Source organism: Paraburkholderia sp. EG286A (assembly GCF_040965375.1).
Classification (GTDB): Bacteria; Pseudomonadota; Gammaproteobacteria; order Burkholderiales; family Burkholderiaceae; genus Paraburkholderia.
Genome location: NZ_JBFRCB010000003.1, coordinates 49,607 through 64,960, shown reverse-complemented (window position 1 = coordinate 64,960; position 15,354 = coordinate 49,607). Strand labels below are relative to the sequence as shown.

Sequence of the window (15,354 nt, the reverse complement as noted above, 5' to 3'; positions counted from 1 at the left end):
AAACAAAAACGCGGACTTCTGTAAAGAAGCCCGCGTTTATGACGTACATCAACACGTCGCATTAAAAGATTTGCGATAGCGCGCGACGAGATGCCTCATCAGCCCTTCGGCACCTTGAACTGCATCGACTTGTATTCCAGGTACTCCTCGAGGCCGTATGCGCCGTTTTCGCGGCCGTGTCCCGACTGCTTGAAGCCGCCGAAGGGCGCGGCCATGTTCCAGGCGCCGCCGTTGATGTCGATCTGACCCGTACGGATGCGGCGCGCCACGCGCATCGCGCGCTCGTCGCTGCCGGCCCAGACCGCGCCGCCGAGGCCGTAGAGCGAGTCGTTGGCGATCGCCACGGCGTCGTCTTCGTCCTTCGCCGTGAGGATCGTCAGCACCGGGCCGAAGATCTCTTCCTGCGCGATGGCCGCATCGCGCGGCACGCGGCCGAACACGGTCGGTTTCACGAAGTAGCCCTGCGTCACGCCTTCCGGCATGCCGGGGCCGCCCGTCACGAGTTCGGCGCCGTCGGCCATGCCGCGTTCGATGTAGTGCAGCACGCGCTCCTGCTGCACTTTCGAGGCGAGCGGGCCGAGCTTCGCTTTCTCGTCGCGCGGATCGCCCACCCGGAACGCCTCGGCCGCCTGCTTCGCGAGGTCGCGCGCTTCTTCGTAGCGCGACTCCGGCACGATCATGCGCGTGTGGGCCGAGCAGGTCTGCCCCGAGTTGAGGAAGCACGCGCCCACCGTGCCTTTCACGGCAGCCGCGAAGTCGGCGTCGTCGAGCACGACGGCGGCCGACTTCCCGCCCAGCTCCAGCGCGACGCGCTTGACCGTGGCGGACGCGACTTCCGACACGCGCTTGCCCGCGCGCGTCGAGCCGGTAAACGACACCATGTCGACGTCCGGATGGCGCGCGAGCAGCTCGCCCACCACCGGACCGTAGCCCGTTACGAGATTGAACACGCCAGCGGGCAGGCCGGCTGCGTGGATGGCCTCGGCGAGCACGAATGCGTTGAGCGGCGCGACCTCGGAGGGCTTGAGCACGACGGTGCAGCCGGCGGCGAGCGCAGCGGCGACCTTGAGCGTGATCTGGTTGAGCGGATAGTTCCACGGCGTGATGGCCGCGACGACGCCCACCGGTTCGCGCACGACGAGCGAGTTGCCCACGCGCTCCTCGTACTGGAACTCGCTGGCGAGCTGCGCGTAAGCGCCCCAGTTGTAGACCGGGCCGCCCACCTGAATGGCGCGCGCGAGCTTAAGCGGCATGCCGACTTCGCCGGCGATCAGCTGCGCGAGTTCGTCGGTGCGGGCCTTGAGGTTGTCGGCGATTTTCTGCAGATACGCCCCGCGCTCCGCGGCGGGCGTCGCGGCCCAGCCGCCGAAGGCGGCGCGCGCGGCGGCGACGGCGGCTTCGGCGTCCGCTTCGACGCCCTCGGGGATGCGGCCCATCACGGCCTCGGTGCCCGAGTCGATCACGTCGATCGTGCCGTTGCCGTGCGGGGCGACCCATTGGCCGTTGATGTAGAACTGCGTGTAGTCGTTCATCTACTCGTCTCCTGTCTGTCGATGGCAGTTAGCGCTTGAGCGCGCTTACTGCCATCCCATGCAAAGCTCTGTGTGTCTTGTCCACGCGTATTCGCGGCTGGTTGCGCCGCGGCGATTCCGCATTCTAGCGTGGTTGACGCAAACGTAAAGCGAAGCTGCAGCGGCCAAAAACAAAACGGGCGACGCTCACGCGCCGCCCGTTTTCATCTCACGCTTCGATCAGCGACCGAAACTCACTGCAGCCCCTGGCTGACCAGGAAGTCTTCGTAGTTGCCGCTGTAGTCCTTGACCGTGCCATCGGTTTTCACCTCGATGATGCGGTTGGCGAGGCCGTTCACGAATTCGCGATCGTGCGATACGAAAACGAGCGTGCCTTCGAACTTCTCGAGCGCGATTTGCAGCGACTCGATCGACTCCATGTCCATGTGGTTCGTCGGCTCGTCCATGAGCAGCACGTTGTGGCGGCCGAGCATCAGCTTGCCCCAGATCATGCGGCCCTTCTCGCCGCCCGATAGCACCTTGACCGACTTCTTGATGTCGTCCGCATTGAAGAGCAGACGCCCCAGCGTACCGCGCACCGACTGCTCGTCGTCGCCTTCCTGGCGGTACTGGTCGATCCAGTCCATCAGCGTGACGTCGGCCGGGAACTCTTCGTACGTGTCCTGCGGCATGTAGCCCACGTTCGCGTTCTCCGCCCACTTCACCGAGCCGTTATCGACGGCCAGGTTGCCGAGCAGCGAGCGCAGCAGCGTGGTCTTGCCCGCGCCGTTCTCGCCGATGATCGCGATGCGCTCGCCCGGCTGCACGCTGATGCTGAGCTTGTTGAAGATGCGGCGCTCGTACGTCTTCGTGATCTCTTCCGCGACCACGACGATGTTGTGCAGTTTCTTCTCGAACTCGAAACGGATGAACGGGTTCTGACGCGACGAGGGCTTGAAGTCCTCGATCTTGATCTTGTCGATCATCTTCAGGCGGCTGGTGGCCTGGCGTGCCTTCGACTTGTTCGCCGAGAAGCGGCGCACGAAGTCCTGCAGGTCGGCCACGCGCTCCTTCGCCTTCTGGTTCGCGGCCTGCTGACGCTCGCGCGCCTGCGTCGACGCCAGCATGTAGTCGTCGTAGTTGCCCGGCCAGACCTTCAGCGTGCCGTAGTCCATGTCCGCCATGTGCGTGCAGACCTGGTTCAGGAAGTGTCGATCGTGGGAGATGATGATCATGGTCGAGTTGTACTCGTTCAGAACATCTTCCAGCCAACGGATCGAGTTGATGTCGAGGTTGTTGGTCGGCTCGTCGAGCAGCAGCACGTCCGGCTTCGAGAACAGCGCCTGCGCGAGCAGCACGCGCAGCTTCCAGCCCGGCGCCACGCCGCTCATCGGGCCGTTGTGGAATTCGGTGCCGATGCCGATGCCGAGCAGCAGTTCGCCCGCGCGCGCTTCGGCCGTGTAGCCGTCGTACTCGGCGAACTTCGCTTCGAGTTCGGCGGCATGCATGTAGTCGTCGTCGGTGGCTTCGGGGTTCGCGTAGATTGCGTCGCGCTCGGTCATCGCGGCCCACATTTCGGTGTGGCCCATCATGACGACGTCGAGCACGCGCACGTCTTCGTACGCGAACTGGTCCTGGCGCAGCTTGCCCAGACGCACGTTCGGCTCGAGGATGACGTTGCCCGAACTCTGCTCGAGATCCCCACCGAGGATCTTCATGAACGTGGATTTGCCGCAACCGTTCGCGCCGATCAGGCCATAGCGGTTGCCTTCGCCGAATTTGACCGAGATGTTCTCGAACAAGGGCTTCGGCCCGAATTGCATGGTGATGTTGGCGGTAGAGAGCACAGCGCGTCCCGGAAAGTAGATCGACGAAAAACCTGTAATTTTAGCAGGTTATGCCACTTCGCGCGCGAGTTCCAGCCGCACGGACAGTCCTGCTCCGCGCAGCATGACACGGCAAGAAGTGAGCAATGTGAAGGCCGCCATGCACGCCGGTTACAACGGGGCCGCATCGCCCGCGCGGCCTGCGCGTGCCCAATCCGGTCAGGCTGCGCCGGTGCGCGGCGTGTGCAGCACGTCGATGAAGCCCGAAAAATCGGCCTGCGCGAGGCCCATGGCTGCCGCCAGACGCAGCAATTGCTGGACCGTGCCCGAGACGGGCATGGGCGTGCCGGTCTGCGCGGCCGCTGCGGCGATCGTGTCCACGTCTTTCTGGAACGTCTTGAGCGCGCCGATGGATTCGAGCCCGTCTTGCGTCATGCGCGGCACGAAGGTGCGCAGCAGCGTCGAATCGGCCCAGCCGCCCGCGAGCGCCTCGGGCAGTTTGGCCGCGTCGATGCCGCTGCGCCGCGCGAGGCTCACCGCTTCGGCAATCGCGGCCACCGTAGCCGTGACGATGGCCTGGTTGCACAGTTTGGTGGTCTGGCCCGCACCCACGCGACCCATATGGGTCACGCGCGCCGCGTAGGCGCCGAGGATCGGCGTAACGGCGTCGACGTCGGCCGCTGCGCCGCCCGCCATGATCGCCAGCGTGCCGTTTTGCGCGCCCGCCACGCCGCCCGAAACCGGCGCGTCGACCCAACCCACGCCGAACGCCGCCGCGCGCTCTGCGAGCCTGCGTGTCGCATCGGGAGGAATGCTCGAATGATCGACGATGCGGCGCACGCGCACGCTCGCGCCGGGCGCTCCGGCCAGAAGCCCGTGCTCGCCGAATACCACCTGCTCGACCGCCGCCGCATCGGCAACGCACAGCAGCGCCACGTCGGCCTCGCGGGCCAGCTCATCAGGCGTCGCGGCCACTTGCGCGCCGTCGGCGATCAGCGCCTGCGCCTTCGCCGGCGAGCGGTTCCACACGCGCACGGCGTGCCCGGCGCGCAGCAAATGACGGATCATCGGCGCGCCCATCAGCCCCGGTCCACAAAAACCCAATACCTGCCCGTCCATTTTCTCCGTCTCCTGTCGTTCGCCGTTGCGCATTCACGTCTGCAAAACGGGCACGTCGAATGCTCGTTTTCGCGCGAGGCGCCATGATAACTGGCGCCGGGCTTCTCTCATCTTTGCCCTTGCGCCCCGGTCCGTTACCTATACTCGATTGACGCGCCGACGCTGCGCGACCCACGAGGAGACACTGCCATGAACGACCACGTCTACAAGCAGATCGAACTTACCGGCTCATCCAAGGTGTCCAGCGACGACGCCATTCGTTGCGCCATCGCGCGGGCATCGAAGACGCTGCGTTTCCTGCACTGGTTCGAGGTCGTGGAAACGCGCGGCCTGATCGAAAACGATCAGGTCTCGCACTGGCAGGTCACGATCAAGGTCGGCATACGCATCGACGACTGACGCGGCGCTGCGTTGCACTGCTAGAAAGTCGAACGGCTGCGCGCGCCTCTCAGCGCTACACGCAGCCGTTTCGCGTACGCACGTCGGAATCGTACGAAGAATGCACGCGCCCCCGCGCCGTATAAGTCGGCGCGAGCGCCCGGTTCATGCCTACTTCGGCAGCGAGCCGTCCACGCCTTCGACGTACCAGTTCAGGCGTTGCAGTTCCGGGTCGGTCAGCGTCTTGCCGGCCGGAATCTTGACCGCGCCCGTCTGATCCTTGATCGGGCCCGTGAAGACGTCCCACTTGCCGCTCGCGATCTGTTCGCGCTTCGCGGCGACGGCCTTTTGCGCGTCGGCCGAAAGCTCGGACGTGTTGACGTCGCCGAGATCGACGGCCTTTTGCGGAATGCCCCACCACACGGGGTCGTTCTTCCACTTGCCATCGAGCACCTGCTGGATCGCCGCGACGTAGTACACGCCCCAGTTCGCCTCGACCGAGCCCAGGTGCGCGTGCGGGCCGAACTTCTTCATGTTCGAATCCCAGCCGAACGCGTGGACCTTCTTCTCTTCGGCGGTGGCGAGCGTGGCGCTCGAATCGGTGTTTTGCAGCAGCACGTCGGCGCCCTGGCCGATCAGCGTTTCGGCGGCCTGCTTCTCCTTGCCCGGATCGAACCAGCTGTTGATCCAGATGACCTTGGTGTGCACCTTCGGATTCACCGAGCGCGCGCCGAGCGTGTACGCGTTGATGTTGCGCACGACCTCGGGAATCGGCACCGAGGCGACGAAACCGAGCGTGTTGGTCTTCGTCGCGTAACCGGCCGCGACGCCCGCGAGATACGCGCCCTGATACATGCGCACGTCATAGGTGCCGAAGTTCGGCGCCTTCTTGTAGCCCGTCGCGTGCAGGAACACGGTGTCCGGGAAGTCCTTCGCCACCTTGAGCTGGAAGTCCTGATAACCGAAGCTCGTGCCGAAGATGATCTTGTTACCCTTGTTCGCGAGATCGCGGAACACGCGCTCCGAATCGGCCGATTCCGGCACGTTTTCCACGCGCGTGATCTTGATCTTGTTGCCGAACTTCTGCTCGGCGACCTTCGAGCCCTGATCGTGCGCGAAGGTCCAGCCGGCATCGCCCGGATTGCCGAGATAGACGAACGCGACGCCCGGCGCGTCGGCGGCGTGGGCCGCGGGCGCGAGGGCCGCCGTGCCGCACGTGGCGGCGACGGCGAAAGCGGTCAGGATGGTTTTTTTCATCGTGGATCTCCTGTCGTGAATGGGGAACTGCGAGCGTTCAAGGCGTGTTGGTTAGCATTCCGGATAAATGGCGCTGCCTGGGCGGCCCCACCTGGGCGGCCCCACCTAGGCGGCCCCAAAGAACGGCTTGCCGAGCGAAGCCGGCGCGTTCAGGCGGATGGTGTTCGGGTTGCGCGAAATGAGTACGAGCACGACGATTGTCGCGACGTACGGCAGCATGGCGAGGAACTGCGTGGGCACCGGCACGCCCACAGCCTGCGCATAGAACTGCGCGCCCGTAACCGCGCCGAAGAGCAGCGCGCCGATCAGGAGACGGCCCGGGCGCCACGTCGCGAACACGACGAGCGCGAGCGCGATCCAGCCGCGCCCTGCCGTGATCTGCTCCTGCCACAGATGCAGCTGCACCACCGAGTAGTAGCTGCCCGCGAGGCCCGCCATCGCGCCGCCGAAGGCCGTCGCGCCATAGCGCACGCCGATCACGGGAAAGCCCACCGAATGCGCGACTTGCGGCGACTCGCCCACCGAGCGCAGCACGAGCCCGGCGCGCGTGCGATAGAGGAACCAGCCGACTACGGCGAACATGATGAACGCGAGGTAGTCGACAGGCGTGAGGCTGAAGAACGCCTGCCCGACCACGGGCAGTTGCGAGAGGCCCGGAATCGGCCAGGCCGCGATGGTCGCCGAGGTGGCGGCCGAGGTGTACGGCTTGCCCACGTACGCCGAGAGCCCGACGCCGAAGATCGTGAGCGAGAGGCCCGTGGCGACCTGGTTGGCGAGCATGGTGAGCACGAGAAAGCCGAACAGCAACGACATCACGATGCCGGCGGCCATGCCCGCCACGAGGCCGAGCCATGGGCTGCCGGTAATGGTCGTGACCGCATAGCCCGTGACGGCGCCCATCAGCATCATGCCTTCCACGCCGAGGTTGAGCACGCCCGACTTCTCGGTGACGAGTTCGCCCACGCCCGCGAACATGAGCGGAATAGCGGCGGTGACGGCGCTCGAGGCGAGCGAGCTGGCTTGCTGGATATCCATGTCGTGTGGCCCGTTTGATTGTTCTCTGGATCGCGCTGGTCAGCTCGCAACCGCGACCGGATGACGGCGGCGCACGCGATAGTTCACGAAGAGGTCCGCGCCGAGCAGGCAGAACAGCAGCAGCCCCTGGAACACGCCGGAAAGCGCCTGCGGCAATTGCAGCGATGTCTGCACGGCTTCGCCGCCCAGGTAGAGCAGCGCCATCAAGAGGCTCGCGAGCACGATACCGACCGGATGCAGACGCCCCACGAACACGACGATGATCGCCGTGAAGCCGTAGCCCGGCGACCACGTCGCTTGCAGCTGGCCAATCGGGCCGGCAATCTCGCCCATGCCCGCGAGACCCGCGAGGCCTCCGGAGAGCAGCAGCGAGCTCCAGATCGTCTTTTTCTCCGAGAAGCCCGCATAGCGCGCAGCGAGTGGCGCGAGACCGCCCACGCTCATGCGATAGCCCGCGAAACTGCGGCGCATGAAGAGCCACACGAGCGGAATGGCCGCGAGCGTCAGGAAGATCGATGCGTTCAGGCGCGTACCGCGCAGCCAGTGGATGCGCCAGTCGCCGCCGAAGGTCGGATAGAGCGCGTCGCCGCTGAACATTTCGGAGAGCGGAAAGTTCATGCCCTGCGGGTCGCGCCACGGACCGCTCACGAGCCAGATCAGCAGCTGCGTGGCGACGTAGGTGAGCATCAGGCTCGTGAGGATCTCGTTGGTGTTGAAGCGGCTCTTGAGCCACGCGGGAATCGCCGCCCACGCCATACCGCCCAGCACGCCCGCGAACATCATCAGGAAGAGAATCCACCAGCCCGTGGATTGATCGAAATAGATCGCCACGCCGCTCGCCGCGATGCCGCCCAGCACCATCTGCCCTTCCGCGCCGATGTTCCACACGTTGGCGCGATATCCCGCCGCGAGACCGAGCGCGATCAGACATAGCGGCGAGGCCTTGAGCAGGAGCTCGGACCAGCCGTTGACGCTCGACAGCGGTTCGATGAAGAACGCGTGCATCGCCTGCAAGGGATCGCGGCCCACGAGGCCGAAGATCAGGAAGCCGATGGCGAGCGTGAGCAGCGCCGCAATCAGCGGCACGGCGATGCGCACCGTGCGCGACGGCGTCGTGCGGGCTTCGAGTCGGTACGGGAAGATCATGGTCGTGAAGTCGCTGGTCGGTCTCGGGTGGTCGATGTGCTTGCGCGTGTTGTTATGGGTCGCCGATCATGCGTTCGCCACGGTCTGCGCGGGCGGCTCGCCGTCGGGCCGGCCGCCGCCGTCGCCGCGATCCGCGCGCTCGCCGAAGAGCCCCGCCATCCAGCGGCCGATTTCCTCGGCGTTCGTCTCGCCCGTCAAACGCGCGGGCGAAAGGCGTCCGCCCGCGAGCACGGCAATGCGGTCGCAGATGTCGAAAAGCTCTTCCAGTTCTTCCGAGATCACGAGTATCGCCACGCCGCGCGCCGAAAGATCGAGCAGCTGCTGGCGAATGAATGCCGCCGCGCCCACGTCCACGCCCCAGGTGGGCTGCGCGACCACGAGCACCTTCGGCGCCTGGAGAATCTCGCGCCCCACGATGTACTTCTGCAGATTGCCGCCCGAGAGGCTTTGCGCGAGCGCGTCCGGGCCGCCGCAGCGCACGTCGAACGCGCCGATGCAGCGCTCGGCGAACGCGCGCATCGCGCCGGTCCTGAGCCAGCCCGAGCGCACCATGCCTTCGCGGTGCGCCGTGAGCAAGGCGTTTTCGGCAAGCGACATGGCCGGGACCGCGCCGCGCCCGAGGCGCTCCTCCGGCACGAACGCGAAGCCGAGCTTGCGGCGCGCGCCGGCCGACAGGCGTCCTGCGGGCTTGCCGCAAATCCTGACGACATCGGCGCTCACTCCATGACGGGCCGCTTGCGCCTCGCCCGAGAGCGCGGCGAGCAGTTCCGCCTGGCCGTTGCCCGAGACGCCGGCGATGCCGAGTATCTCGCCCGCATGCACGCTGAACGACACGTCGTTGAGCGAGGTGCCGAACGGATCGTCGCTCGGCATCGACAGATGCTGCGCTTCGAGCAGCACGTCGCCGGGCGCGTGCGCGCGCCGCGTGTAGTCGGGCAGTTCGCGCCCGACCATCAGCCGCGCGAGCGACGCATGCGTTTCTTCACGCGGAATGACGCGGCCCGTGACCTTGCCGCCGCGCAGCACGGTGGCCGTGTCGCAAAGCTCCTGGATTTCGTCGAGCTTGTGGCTGATATAGAGAATGCTGCAGCCTTCGGAAGCGAGACGCCGCAGCGTGCCGAACAGCTTGCGCACCGCTTGCGGCGTGAGCACCGAAGTCGGTTCGTCCATGATCAACAGACGCGGACTCTGCAACAGGCAGCGCACGATCTCCACGCGCTGACGCTCGCCCACCGTGAGGCTATGCACATGGCGCTGCGGATCGACGTCGAGGCCGTATTGCGCCGACACCTCGCGAATGCGTTTGCCGAGCGTTTTCAGGTCGAACGGTTCGTCGAGCGAGAGCGCGATGTTCTCACCGACGGTAAGCGTTTCGAACAACGAAAAATGCTGGAACACCATGCCGATGCCGAGCTTGCGCGCCGCAGCCGGACTCGCGATTTCGACGGCCTGGCCTTCCCAGCGGATCTCGCCCGCGTCCGGCCGCACCGCGCCGTAGACGATCTTCATGAGCGTGCTCTTGCCTGCGCCGTTCTCGCCGAGCAACGCGTGGATTTCGCCAGGCGCGACCGAGAGCGTGACGTCGTCGTTCGCGCGCACCGCCGGGTACTGCTTCGTGATGCCGGCAAGCGCGAGGCGCGGCACACCGCTGCCGTTTTGCGCAAGCGTTGCCTGACGTGAAGAAGAATCACCCATGGAGGTTCCGCCGTTGTACGTTATTGCTGTCCGATAACCGTTTGACGCTGGCCGCCGCGCGCCGCCGTGCGGGGGTGACGATACCTGTTAGCCCTGCGAAGGTCGAGCCGCCAAAATTCGCTGTTGCCTCGCTGCACGGGGCTGGCAGGCATAGCCCCGGCGCGAGCCTCGGGGTAAGCCTCGCTTGACGCCACTTTTTGTCCATATTAAAAACGATATACCCCCAAGCCTCATCGATCAGCCAGAACATATAATTCGGAGAATTCATGAGTCAGCAACGCGAGGCGATCGACACGTACCTCTTGCGCGTCTTGCACACGCTTCTGATGGAGCGCAGCGTGACACGCGCGGCCGTCAAGCTCAATCAGTCCCAGCCCGCAATCAGCGCGGCGCTTCGGCGTCTGCGCGACATCACCGGCGACCCGCTCCTCGTGCGCGGCAAGTCCGGCATGGTGCCGACCGAGTACGGCCTGCGCTTGCTCGAGCCCGTGCAGAACGCGCTGCGCGAGATCGAGCGCATTCGCTTCCAGCAGCACAATTTCGATCCGGCCACGTCCATCCGCTGCTATCGGATTGGCTGTCCTGACTATCTGAACGTCCTGTTCGTGCCGACCGTAGTCGAGCGCTTTCGCCTGGCCGCGCCCAACGCCACGCTCGAGTTTCACTCGCTCGGGCCCGCGTTCGACTACGAACTCGCGCTCGAGGAAGGCAAGCTCGATATCGTCATCGGCAACTGGCCCGAGCCGCCCGAACAGCTCCACCTCTCGAACCTGTTCGTCGACCAGATCGTCTGCCTGATGAGCAACACGCACCCGTTCGCCAAGCGCGGCGGGCTCACGCTCGACCAGTACCTGAACGCGCCGCATCTCGCGCCCACGCCCTATTCCGTGGGCCAGCGCGGCGCCATCGATGTGCACCTCGCGCGCGAGCGCCTCAAGCGCCACGTGGTCGTCACGCTGCCGTACTTCAATCTCGCGCCCTACGTGCTCGTGAAGTCGGACCTGGTCTTCACGACCACGCGCCTGTTCGCCGACCACTATGCGCGCTTCCTGCCGCTCACGGTCGTACCCGCGCCGCTCGACTTCCCGCCGATGCAGTACTACCAGTTGTGGCACGAACGCTGTCATTACTCGGACGAAGTACGCTGGTTACGCAGCCTCATCGCCGAAGCGACGAAGACGCTGATCGACAAGCCTTGAGTAACACGGCCGCACGTTGCTGCGGCCGCCTGACCTTTCATTACGTCTATGCGTGGCGCGCTCGCCTCAGCGCGCCATCTGCACGAGTTGCGCCGCGAGCCGGTTGTGCCGCTCGATGACCGGCCCGAGCTCCACCGTCTGCAGCACGCCCTCCTTCACCACCACGCGCCCGCCGATCACGCTCAGCGCGACCTGCGAGGGTGCGCAGAAGACGAGCGCAGCAACGGGATCGTGCAGCGCGCCCGCGAATAACGGCTGGCGCAGGTCGAACGCCACGAAGTCCGCCGCCATGCCGGGTGCAAGCGCGCCAATGTCGTCGCGGCCCAGCACCTGCGCGCCGCCCAGCGTCGCGATTTCGAGCGCTTCGCGCGCGGTCATGGCATCGGGGCCGAAGCCTACGCGCGCGAGCAGCATGGCCTGGCGCGCCTCGGCCACCATCTGCGCGCCGTCGTTCGACGCCGAGCCATCCACGCCGAGGCCGACCGGCACGCCGGCGAGCCGCATCTTCTTCACGGGCGCGATGCCCGAGGCGAGCCGCATGTTCGAGCACGGACAATGCGCGACGCCGGTGCCGGTCCGGCCGAACAAACCGATGCCGTGATCGTCGAGCTGTACGCAGTGCGCATGCCACACGTCGCGGCCCACCCAGCCGAGGTCCTCGGCGTATTCGGCGGGCGTCATGCCGAACTTTTCGCGGCTGTAAGCAATGTCGTTGACGTTCTCGGCGAGATGCGTGTGCATCGATACGCCGTAATGGCGCGCGAGCACCGCCGATTCGCGCATCAGGTCGCGGCTCACCGAGAACGGCGAGCACGGCGCCACGACGAGGCGCAGCATCGCGTACCGGCCCTCGTCGTGATACGTCTCGATGAGGCGCTGCGTGTCGGCGAGAATCGCGTCTTCGCGCTCGACCACGGCATCGGGCGGCAAGCCGCCGTCCTTCTGGCCGACGCTCATGCTGCCGCGGCTCGCGTGAAAGCGCATGCCGATGCGTTGCGCCGCGCGGATGCTGTCGTCGAGACGGCTGCCGTTCGGATAGATGTACAGATGATCGCTGGAGGTCGTGCAGCCCGAGAGCAGCAGTTCCGCCATCGCGGTGAGCGTGGAGACCTCGATCATCTCGGGCGTGAGGTTCGCCCATACCTTGTAGAGGCTGGTGAGCCAGCCGAACAGTTCGGCGTCCTGCGCGGCCGGCACGGCGCGCGTGAGGCTCTGGTACATGTGGTGGTGCGTATTGACGAGCCCCGGCGTCACGAGGTGGCCGCTGGCGTCGATCACCTCGTCGGCCGTGGCGGGCAGTTCCGCCGTCGGGCCGACCGCGACGATGCGGTTGCCTTCGACGTAGAGCCCGCCGCCGCGAATCTCGCGGCGCGCGCCGTCCATCGTCACCAGCATGTCGGCGTTTTTCACCAGCAATGTCCTGCCAGGCTTTTGCGGGTCTTGCGGGTTTTGCCGCTGTGCGAGAGTGGGTTCCATCGTCCTTGTTCGCTCCGTTGTCGTGCCGCCACGAGCCCTGGCTTTTCGTTCGGACTCGCGCACGGCGTGTGAACCAGACGCCCTCGCCTCACCCGCCGGCCTCGCCGGTCGCCCAGGCGCCCGGCGCCGACGCGTCCCGACGAGGACGCCGCTGGCCCGGTTACCCGGCGTCCAGCGCCGTCTTCGGGACGCGCAGCACGCGCTGCGCATGGCCTCTACGATCCGCAACCAAAATAGTCGTGGCAATTCGCGCCGCTGCGATACCCAAATTTACGCCACGCATATAAAGGTCGATTTTTGGCGTCGCTACGATGCCAGCAAGGGACGCCTGAATCCGGGGCGCAATGAGCGGCAGCACCCAGGGCTCACCCTCATGCGCGTCGCTTTATCTTTCCTATCGCTCGCGCGCGCCGGGGGCGATCGTTTTTAAAATGCGTACACGGCGCTCGCTTCGATCCGCCGACGGGTATGTAGCCACTGACGTGGAGCCTCGATCCGCCGCAATGCATCATGCATGGGATCGAGAGCTGCCGCTGAAACCTCGCAATCGCACCAGGCACTCACAAGGAAAACTGCGAATGGGCAAGCTGACTACCCACGTGCTCGACACCGCGAACGGCCGTCCCGGCGCGGGCATCAAGGTCGAGCTCTTTGCGCTCTCGGGCGACGCCCGGCGCGCGCTCAAGACCGTCACCACCAATGAAGACGGCCGCTGCGACGCGCCGCTGCTCGAAGGCGAGGCACTCGCCAAGGGCGAATACGAACTCGTGTTCCATGCCGGCGACTATTTCGCCGCGCTCGGCACGAAGGTGCCCGAGCCGCGCTTCGTCGACCGCGTGGTGCTGCGCTTCGGCATCGCCGACGCGGGCTCGCACTACCACGTGCCGCTACTTGTTTCGCCGTGGTCGTACAGCACCTATCGGGGCAGCTGAGCGTCAATTGGGCGGCCACCGCAACACGAACTCATAGGGCATTTCGGGCGATCTTCTAGCCCGACTCATCAAGCCCGAGGACATACAAAAAACAATGGCAGCGCGGCAGTGCGCATGGGTCACTCTGCGGCCCCAACGCTACGCGGCGCGCTCATACCCCGCAGTTAGCGCGTGCGTTCAGACGAGCGCGCAATGCATCAGGACTGGAGACGTTTCATGGAAGGCTTTATTACCGATTGGCTGAACCTCGCACTGCGCTGGTTCCACGTCATTGCGGCGATCGCCTGGATTGGCGAGTCGTTCTATTTCGTCGCGCTCGACAACAGCCTCAAACCGCCCACGGACCCGAACCAGCGCCGTCGCGGCGTGTTCGGCGAACTCTGGCACGTGCACGGCGGCGGCTTCTACAACATGCAGAAGTACACGGTGGCGCCGCCTGAAATGCCCGACGACCTTCACTGGTCGAAGTGGCCGTCGTACACCACGTGGCTCTCGGGTGCGTCGCTGTTCACGGTGCTCTACCTGATGGCGCCGAACACGTATCTGATCGACAAGAACGTGCTCGACATGGGTCCGGTCGTCGCGATCTTCTCGGCGCTCGGCTTCCTCGCCGCGGGCTGGATCGTCTACGACTCGCTGTGCCGCGTGCTCGGCACGAAGGACAAGCTGCTGGGCGTGTGCGTGGGCATCTACGTCGTGATCGCCGCCTACCTCGCCTGCCACATCTTCTCGGGCCGCGCCGCGTACCTCATCATGGGCGCGATGCTCGCGACGATCATGTCGGCGAACGTGTTCTTCGTCATCATCCCGGGCCAGCGCAAGATGGTCGCCGCGATGCTCAAGGGCGAAGTGCCGAACCCGATCTACGGCAAGCGCGGCAAGCAGCGCTCGGTGCACAACACCTATTTCACGCTGCCCGTGGTGTTCGCGATGCTCTCGAACCACTACGCCATGACCTACGCCCACGCCTACAACTGGGCCGTGCTCGTGGTGATCATGCTGGCCGGCGCGCTGATTCGCCAGTTCTTCGTGATGCGTCACCGTGGCCAACAGCTCTGGTATCTGCCGATCGGCGGCGTGGCGCTGATGTTCGTCGCGCTGGTGTGGACGCTGCCGCGCCCGGTCGTGCCGCAGGCCGAAGCCGCGAACGCGCCGTCGCTGAAGGTTTCCGACATTCAGCCGATCCTGCAGCAGCGCTGTGCGGCCTGTCACTCGGCGCACCCGACGTTGATGGGCGCGGCACCGGCCGGCGTGATGCTCGATACGCCCGACGAAATTTCGCAGAACGCGCAGCGGCTCTATCAGCAGGCCGTGACGCTCAAGGCGATGCCGCTTGGCAACGTCACGCACATGACCGACGACGAGCGGCAGAAGATCGCCGCCTGGTTCCAGGGCGGTGCGAAGCAATGACGTAATTGTCAGCGCGAGTGGTTGGCATCGCGCTACGTGAGATGTGACTAGAAGGACCCGAGGCGCGACGCGCTTCGGGTCCTTTTTCCTTTGGTACGGTCATTGCTGAGGGCGCGCGCGTTGAACCGCGAGCGATGCGCGGGATATCGCGAATCGGCGTCAGGCATTCGACGAATGCCCGGAGCGCGGCGTGCAAGATGCAACGAGAGCGCGAACGCTGCTCAACCATTCGCGCTGGCGACAGCAGGTGCATCACGCAATCGGGCGCCCGCTGAACGTCTGGAACGTGTATGACCGCCCCTCACCACCTTGCATGATCAAAGCATCGAAGATGCAGCGTGCACAGGCAGGCATGACTCGCCATGCTTCA

Annotated in this window: 13 protein-coding genes; 5 read left to right on the top strand and 8 right to left on the bottom strand. The window is 65.6% G+C overall.

Features of this window, described 5'->3' with window-relative positions; genetic code table 11:
* Positions 1-98: 98 nt before the first annotated feature.
* The 3 genes from AB4Y35_RS13030 to AB4Y35_RS13020 all read right to left on the bottom strand — a co-directional run bounded on the left by AB4Y35_RS13030 (position 99) and on the right by AB4Y35_RS13020 (position 4,456).
* Positions 99-1,532 carry an aldehyde dehydrogenase family protein gene (locus tag AB4Y35_RS13030; protein WP_368704697.1) on the bottom strand — a complete coding sequence of 478 codons (1,434 nt, stop codon included), beginning with the start codon at positions 1,530-1,532 and terminating at the stop codon, positions 99-101.
* Positions 1,533-1,765: 233 nt separating this feature from the next.
* Entirely contained in the window at positions 1,766-3,358 is a 1,593-nt protein-coding gene (locus AB4Y35_RS13025; RefSeq protein ID WP_368704696.1) for an ABC-F family ATPase, read from the bottom strand.
* A gap of 198 nt (positions 3,359-3,556) precedes the next feature.
* The gene (locus AB4Y35_RS13020) at positions 3,557-4,456 is read right to left on the bottom strand and encodes an NAD(P)-dependent oxidoreductase (protein WP_368704695.1); all 900 of its coding nucleotides are present in this window, start codon (positions 4,454-4,456) and stop codon (positions 3,557-3,559) included.
* 189 nt (positions 4,457-4,645) lie between these two features.
* Here AB4Y35_RS13020 and AB4Y35_RS13015 point away from each other — a divergent pair, with 189 nt between their 5' ends.
* Complete coding sequence (locus AB4Y35_RS13015; protein ID WP_133186728.1) at positions 4,646-4,855, top strand: dodecin; 210 nt, start codon at positions 4,646-4,648, stop codon at positions 4,853-4,855.
* A 150-nt stretch (positions 4,856-5,005) separates the two neighbouring features.
* On the opposite strand, the gene AB4Y35_RS13010 is transcribed toward AB4Y35_RS13015, so the two are convergent.
* The 4 genes from AB4Y35_RS13010 to AB4Y35_RS12995 all read right to left on the bottom strand — a co-directional run bounded on the left by AB4Y35_RS13010 (position 5,006) and on the right by AB4Y35_RS12995 (position 9,967).
* Entirely contained in the window at positions 5,006-6,091 is a 1,086-nt protein-coding gene (locus AB4Y35_RS13010) for a BMP family ABC transporter substrate-binding protein (RefSeq protein WP_368704694.1), read from the bottom strand.
* A gap of 105 nt (positions 6,092-6,196) precedes the next feature.
* A complete protein-coding gene (locus AB4Y35_RS13005) occupies positions 6,197-7,126 on the bottom strand; it encodes an ABC transporter permease (RefSeq protein ID WP_368704693.1) in 930 nt (309 codons plus the stop codon).
* A 39-nt stretch (positions 7,127-7,165) separates the two neighbouring features.
* The gene (locus tag AB4Y35_RS13000) at positions 7,166-8,272 is read right to left on the bottom strand and encodes an ABC transporter permease (RefSeq protein ID WP_368704692.1); all 1,107 of its coding nucleotides are present in this window, start codon (positions 8,270-8,272) and stop codon (positions 7,166-7,168) included.
* Positions 8,273-8,338: 66 nt separating this feature from the next.
* Positions 8,339-9,967 carry an ABC transporter ATP-binding protein gene (locus AB4Y35_RS12995; protein ID WP_368704691.1) on the bottom strand — a complete coding sequence of 543 codons (1,629 nt, stop codon included), beginning with the start codon at positions 9,965-9,967 and terminating at the stop codon, positions 8,339-8,341.
* 266 nt (positions 9,968-10,233) lie between these two features.
* On the opposite strand from AB4Y35_RS12995, the gene AB4Y35_RS12990 reads away from it, so the two are divergent.
* Positions 10,234-11,166 carry a LysR substrate-binding domain-containing protein gene (locus AB4Y35_RS12990; protein WP_133186718.1) on the top strand — a complete coding sequence of 311 codons (933 nt, stop codon included), beginning with the start codon at positions 10,234-10,236 and terminating at the stop codon, positions 11,164-11,166.
* A gap of 66 nt (positions 11,167-11,232) precedes the next feature.
* On the opposite strand, the gene AB4Y35_RS12985 is transcribed toward AB4Y35_RS12990, so the two are convergent.
* Entirely contained in the window at positions 11,233-12,642 is a 1,410-nt protein-coding gene (locus AB4Y35_RS12985) for an 8-oxoguanine deaminase (RefSeq protein ID WP_368704690.1), read from the bottom strand.
* A gap of 208 nt (positions 12,643-12,850) precedes the next feature.
* Between AB4Y35_RS12985 and AB4Y35_RS12980 the strand changes: the two genes are divergently transcribed.
* The 3 genes from AB4Y35_RS12980 to AB4Y35_RS12970 all read left to right on the top strand — a co-directional run bounded on the left by AB4Y35_RS12980 (position 12,851) and on the right by AB4Y35_RS12970 (position 14,984).
* On the top strand, positions 12,851-13,072 hold the full coding sequence (locus AB4Y35_RS12980) for a hypothetical protein (protein ID WP_368704689.1): 222 nt from the start codon (positions 12,851-12,853) through the stop codon (positions 13,070-13,072).
* A gap of 148 nt (positions 13,073-13,220) precedes the next feature.
* On the top strand, positions 13,221-13,574 hold the full coding sequence (uraH, locus tag AB4Y35_RS12975) for a hydroxyisourate hydrolase (protein WP_342921338.1): 354 nt from the start codon (positions 13,221-13,223) through the stop codon (positions 13,572-13,574).
* A 216-nt stretch (positions 13,575-13,790) separates the two neighbouring features.
* The gene (locus AB4Y35_RS12970; RefSeq protein WP_042265755.1) at positions 13,791-14,984 is read left to right on the top strand and encodes a urate hydroxylase PuuD; all 1,194 of its coding nucleotides are present in this window, start codon (positions 13,791-13,793) and stop codon (positions 14,982-14,984) included.
* Positions 14,985-15,354: the final 370 nt, after the last annotated feature.

What these genes read in the sequence shown, in the direction of transcription:
- AB4Y35_RS13030 (WP_368704697.1), bottom strand. Translation starts at nt 1,532, where the DNA reads ATGAACGACTACACGCAGTTCTACATCAACGGCCAATGGGTCGCCCCG.
- AB4Y35_RS13020 (WP_368704695.1), bottom strand. Translation starts at nt 4,456, where the DNA reads ATGGACGGGCAGGTATTGGGTTTTTGTGGACCGGGGCTGATGGGCGCG.
- AB4Y35_RS13015 (WP_133186728.1), top strand. Translation starts at nt 4,646, where the DNA reads ATGAACGACCACGTCTACAAGCAGATCGAACTTACCGGCTCATCCAAG.
- AB4Y35_RS13010 (WP_368704694.1), bottom strand. Translation starts at nt 6,091, where the DNA reads ATGAAAAAAACCATCCTGACCGCTTTCGCCGTCGCCGCCACGTGCGGC.
- AB4Y35_RS13005 (WP_368704693.1), bottom strand. Translation starts at nt 7,126, where the DNA reads ATGGATATCCAGCAAGCCAGCTCGCTCGCCTCGAGCGCCGTCACCGCC.
- AB4Y35_RS13000 (WP_368704692.1), bottom strand. Translation starts at nt 8,272, where the DNA reads ATGATCTTCCCGTACCGACTCGAAGCCCGCACGACGCCGTCGCGCACG.
- AB4Y35_RS12995 (WP_368704691.1), bottom strand. Translation starts at nt 9,967, where the DNA reads ATGGGTGATTCTTCTTCACGTCAGGCAACGCTTGCGCAAAACGGCAGC.
- AB4Y35_RS12990 (WP_133186718.1), top strand. Translation starts at nt 10,234, where the DNA reads ATGAGTCAGCAACGCGAGGCGATCGACACGTACCTCTTGCGCGTCTTG.
- AB4Y35_RS12985 (WP_368704690.1), bottom strand. Translation starts at nt 12,642, where the DNA reads ATGGAACCCACTCTCGCACAGCGGCAAAACCCGCAAGACCCGCAAAAG.
- AB4Y35_RS12980 (WP_368704689.1), top strand. Translation starts at nt 12,851, where the DNA reads ATGGCCTCTACGATCCGCAACCAAAATAGTCGTGGCAATTCGCGCCGC.
- uraH (WP_342921338.1), top strand. Translation starts at nt 13,221, where the DNA reads ATGGGCAAGCTGACTACCCACGTGCTCGACACCGCGAACGGCCGTCCC.
- AB4Y35_RS12970 (WP_042265755.1), top strand. Translation starts at nt 13,791, where the DNA reads ATGGAAGGCTTTATTACCGATTGGCTGAACCTCGCACTGCGCTGGTTC.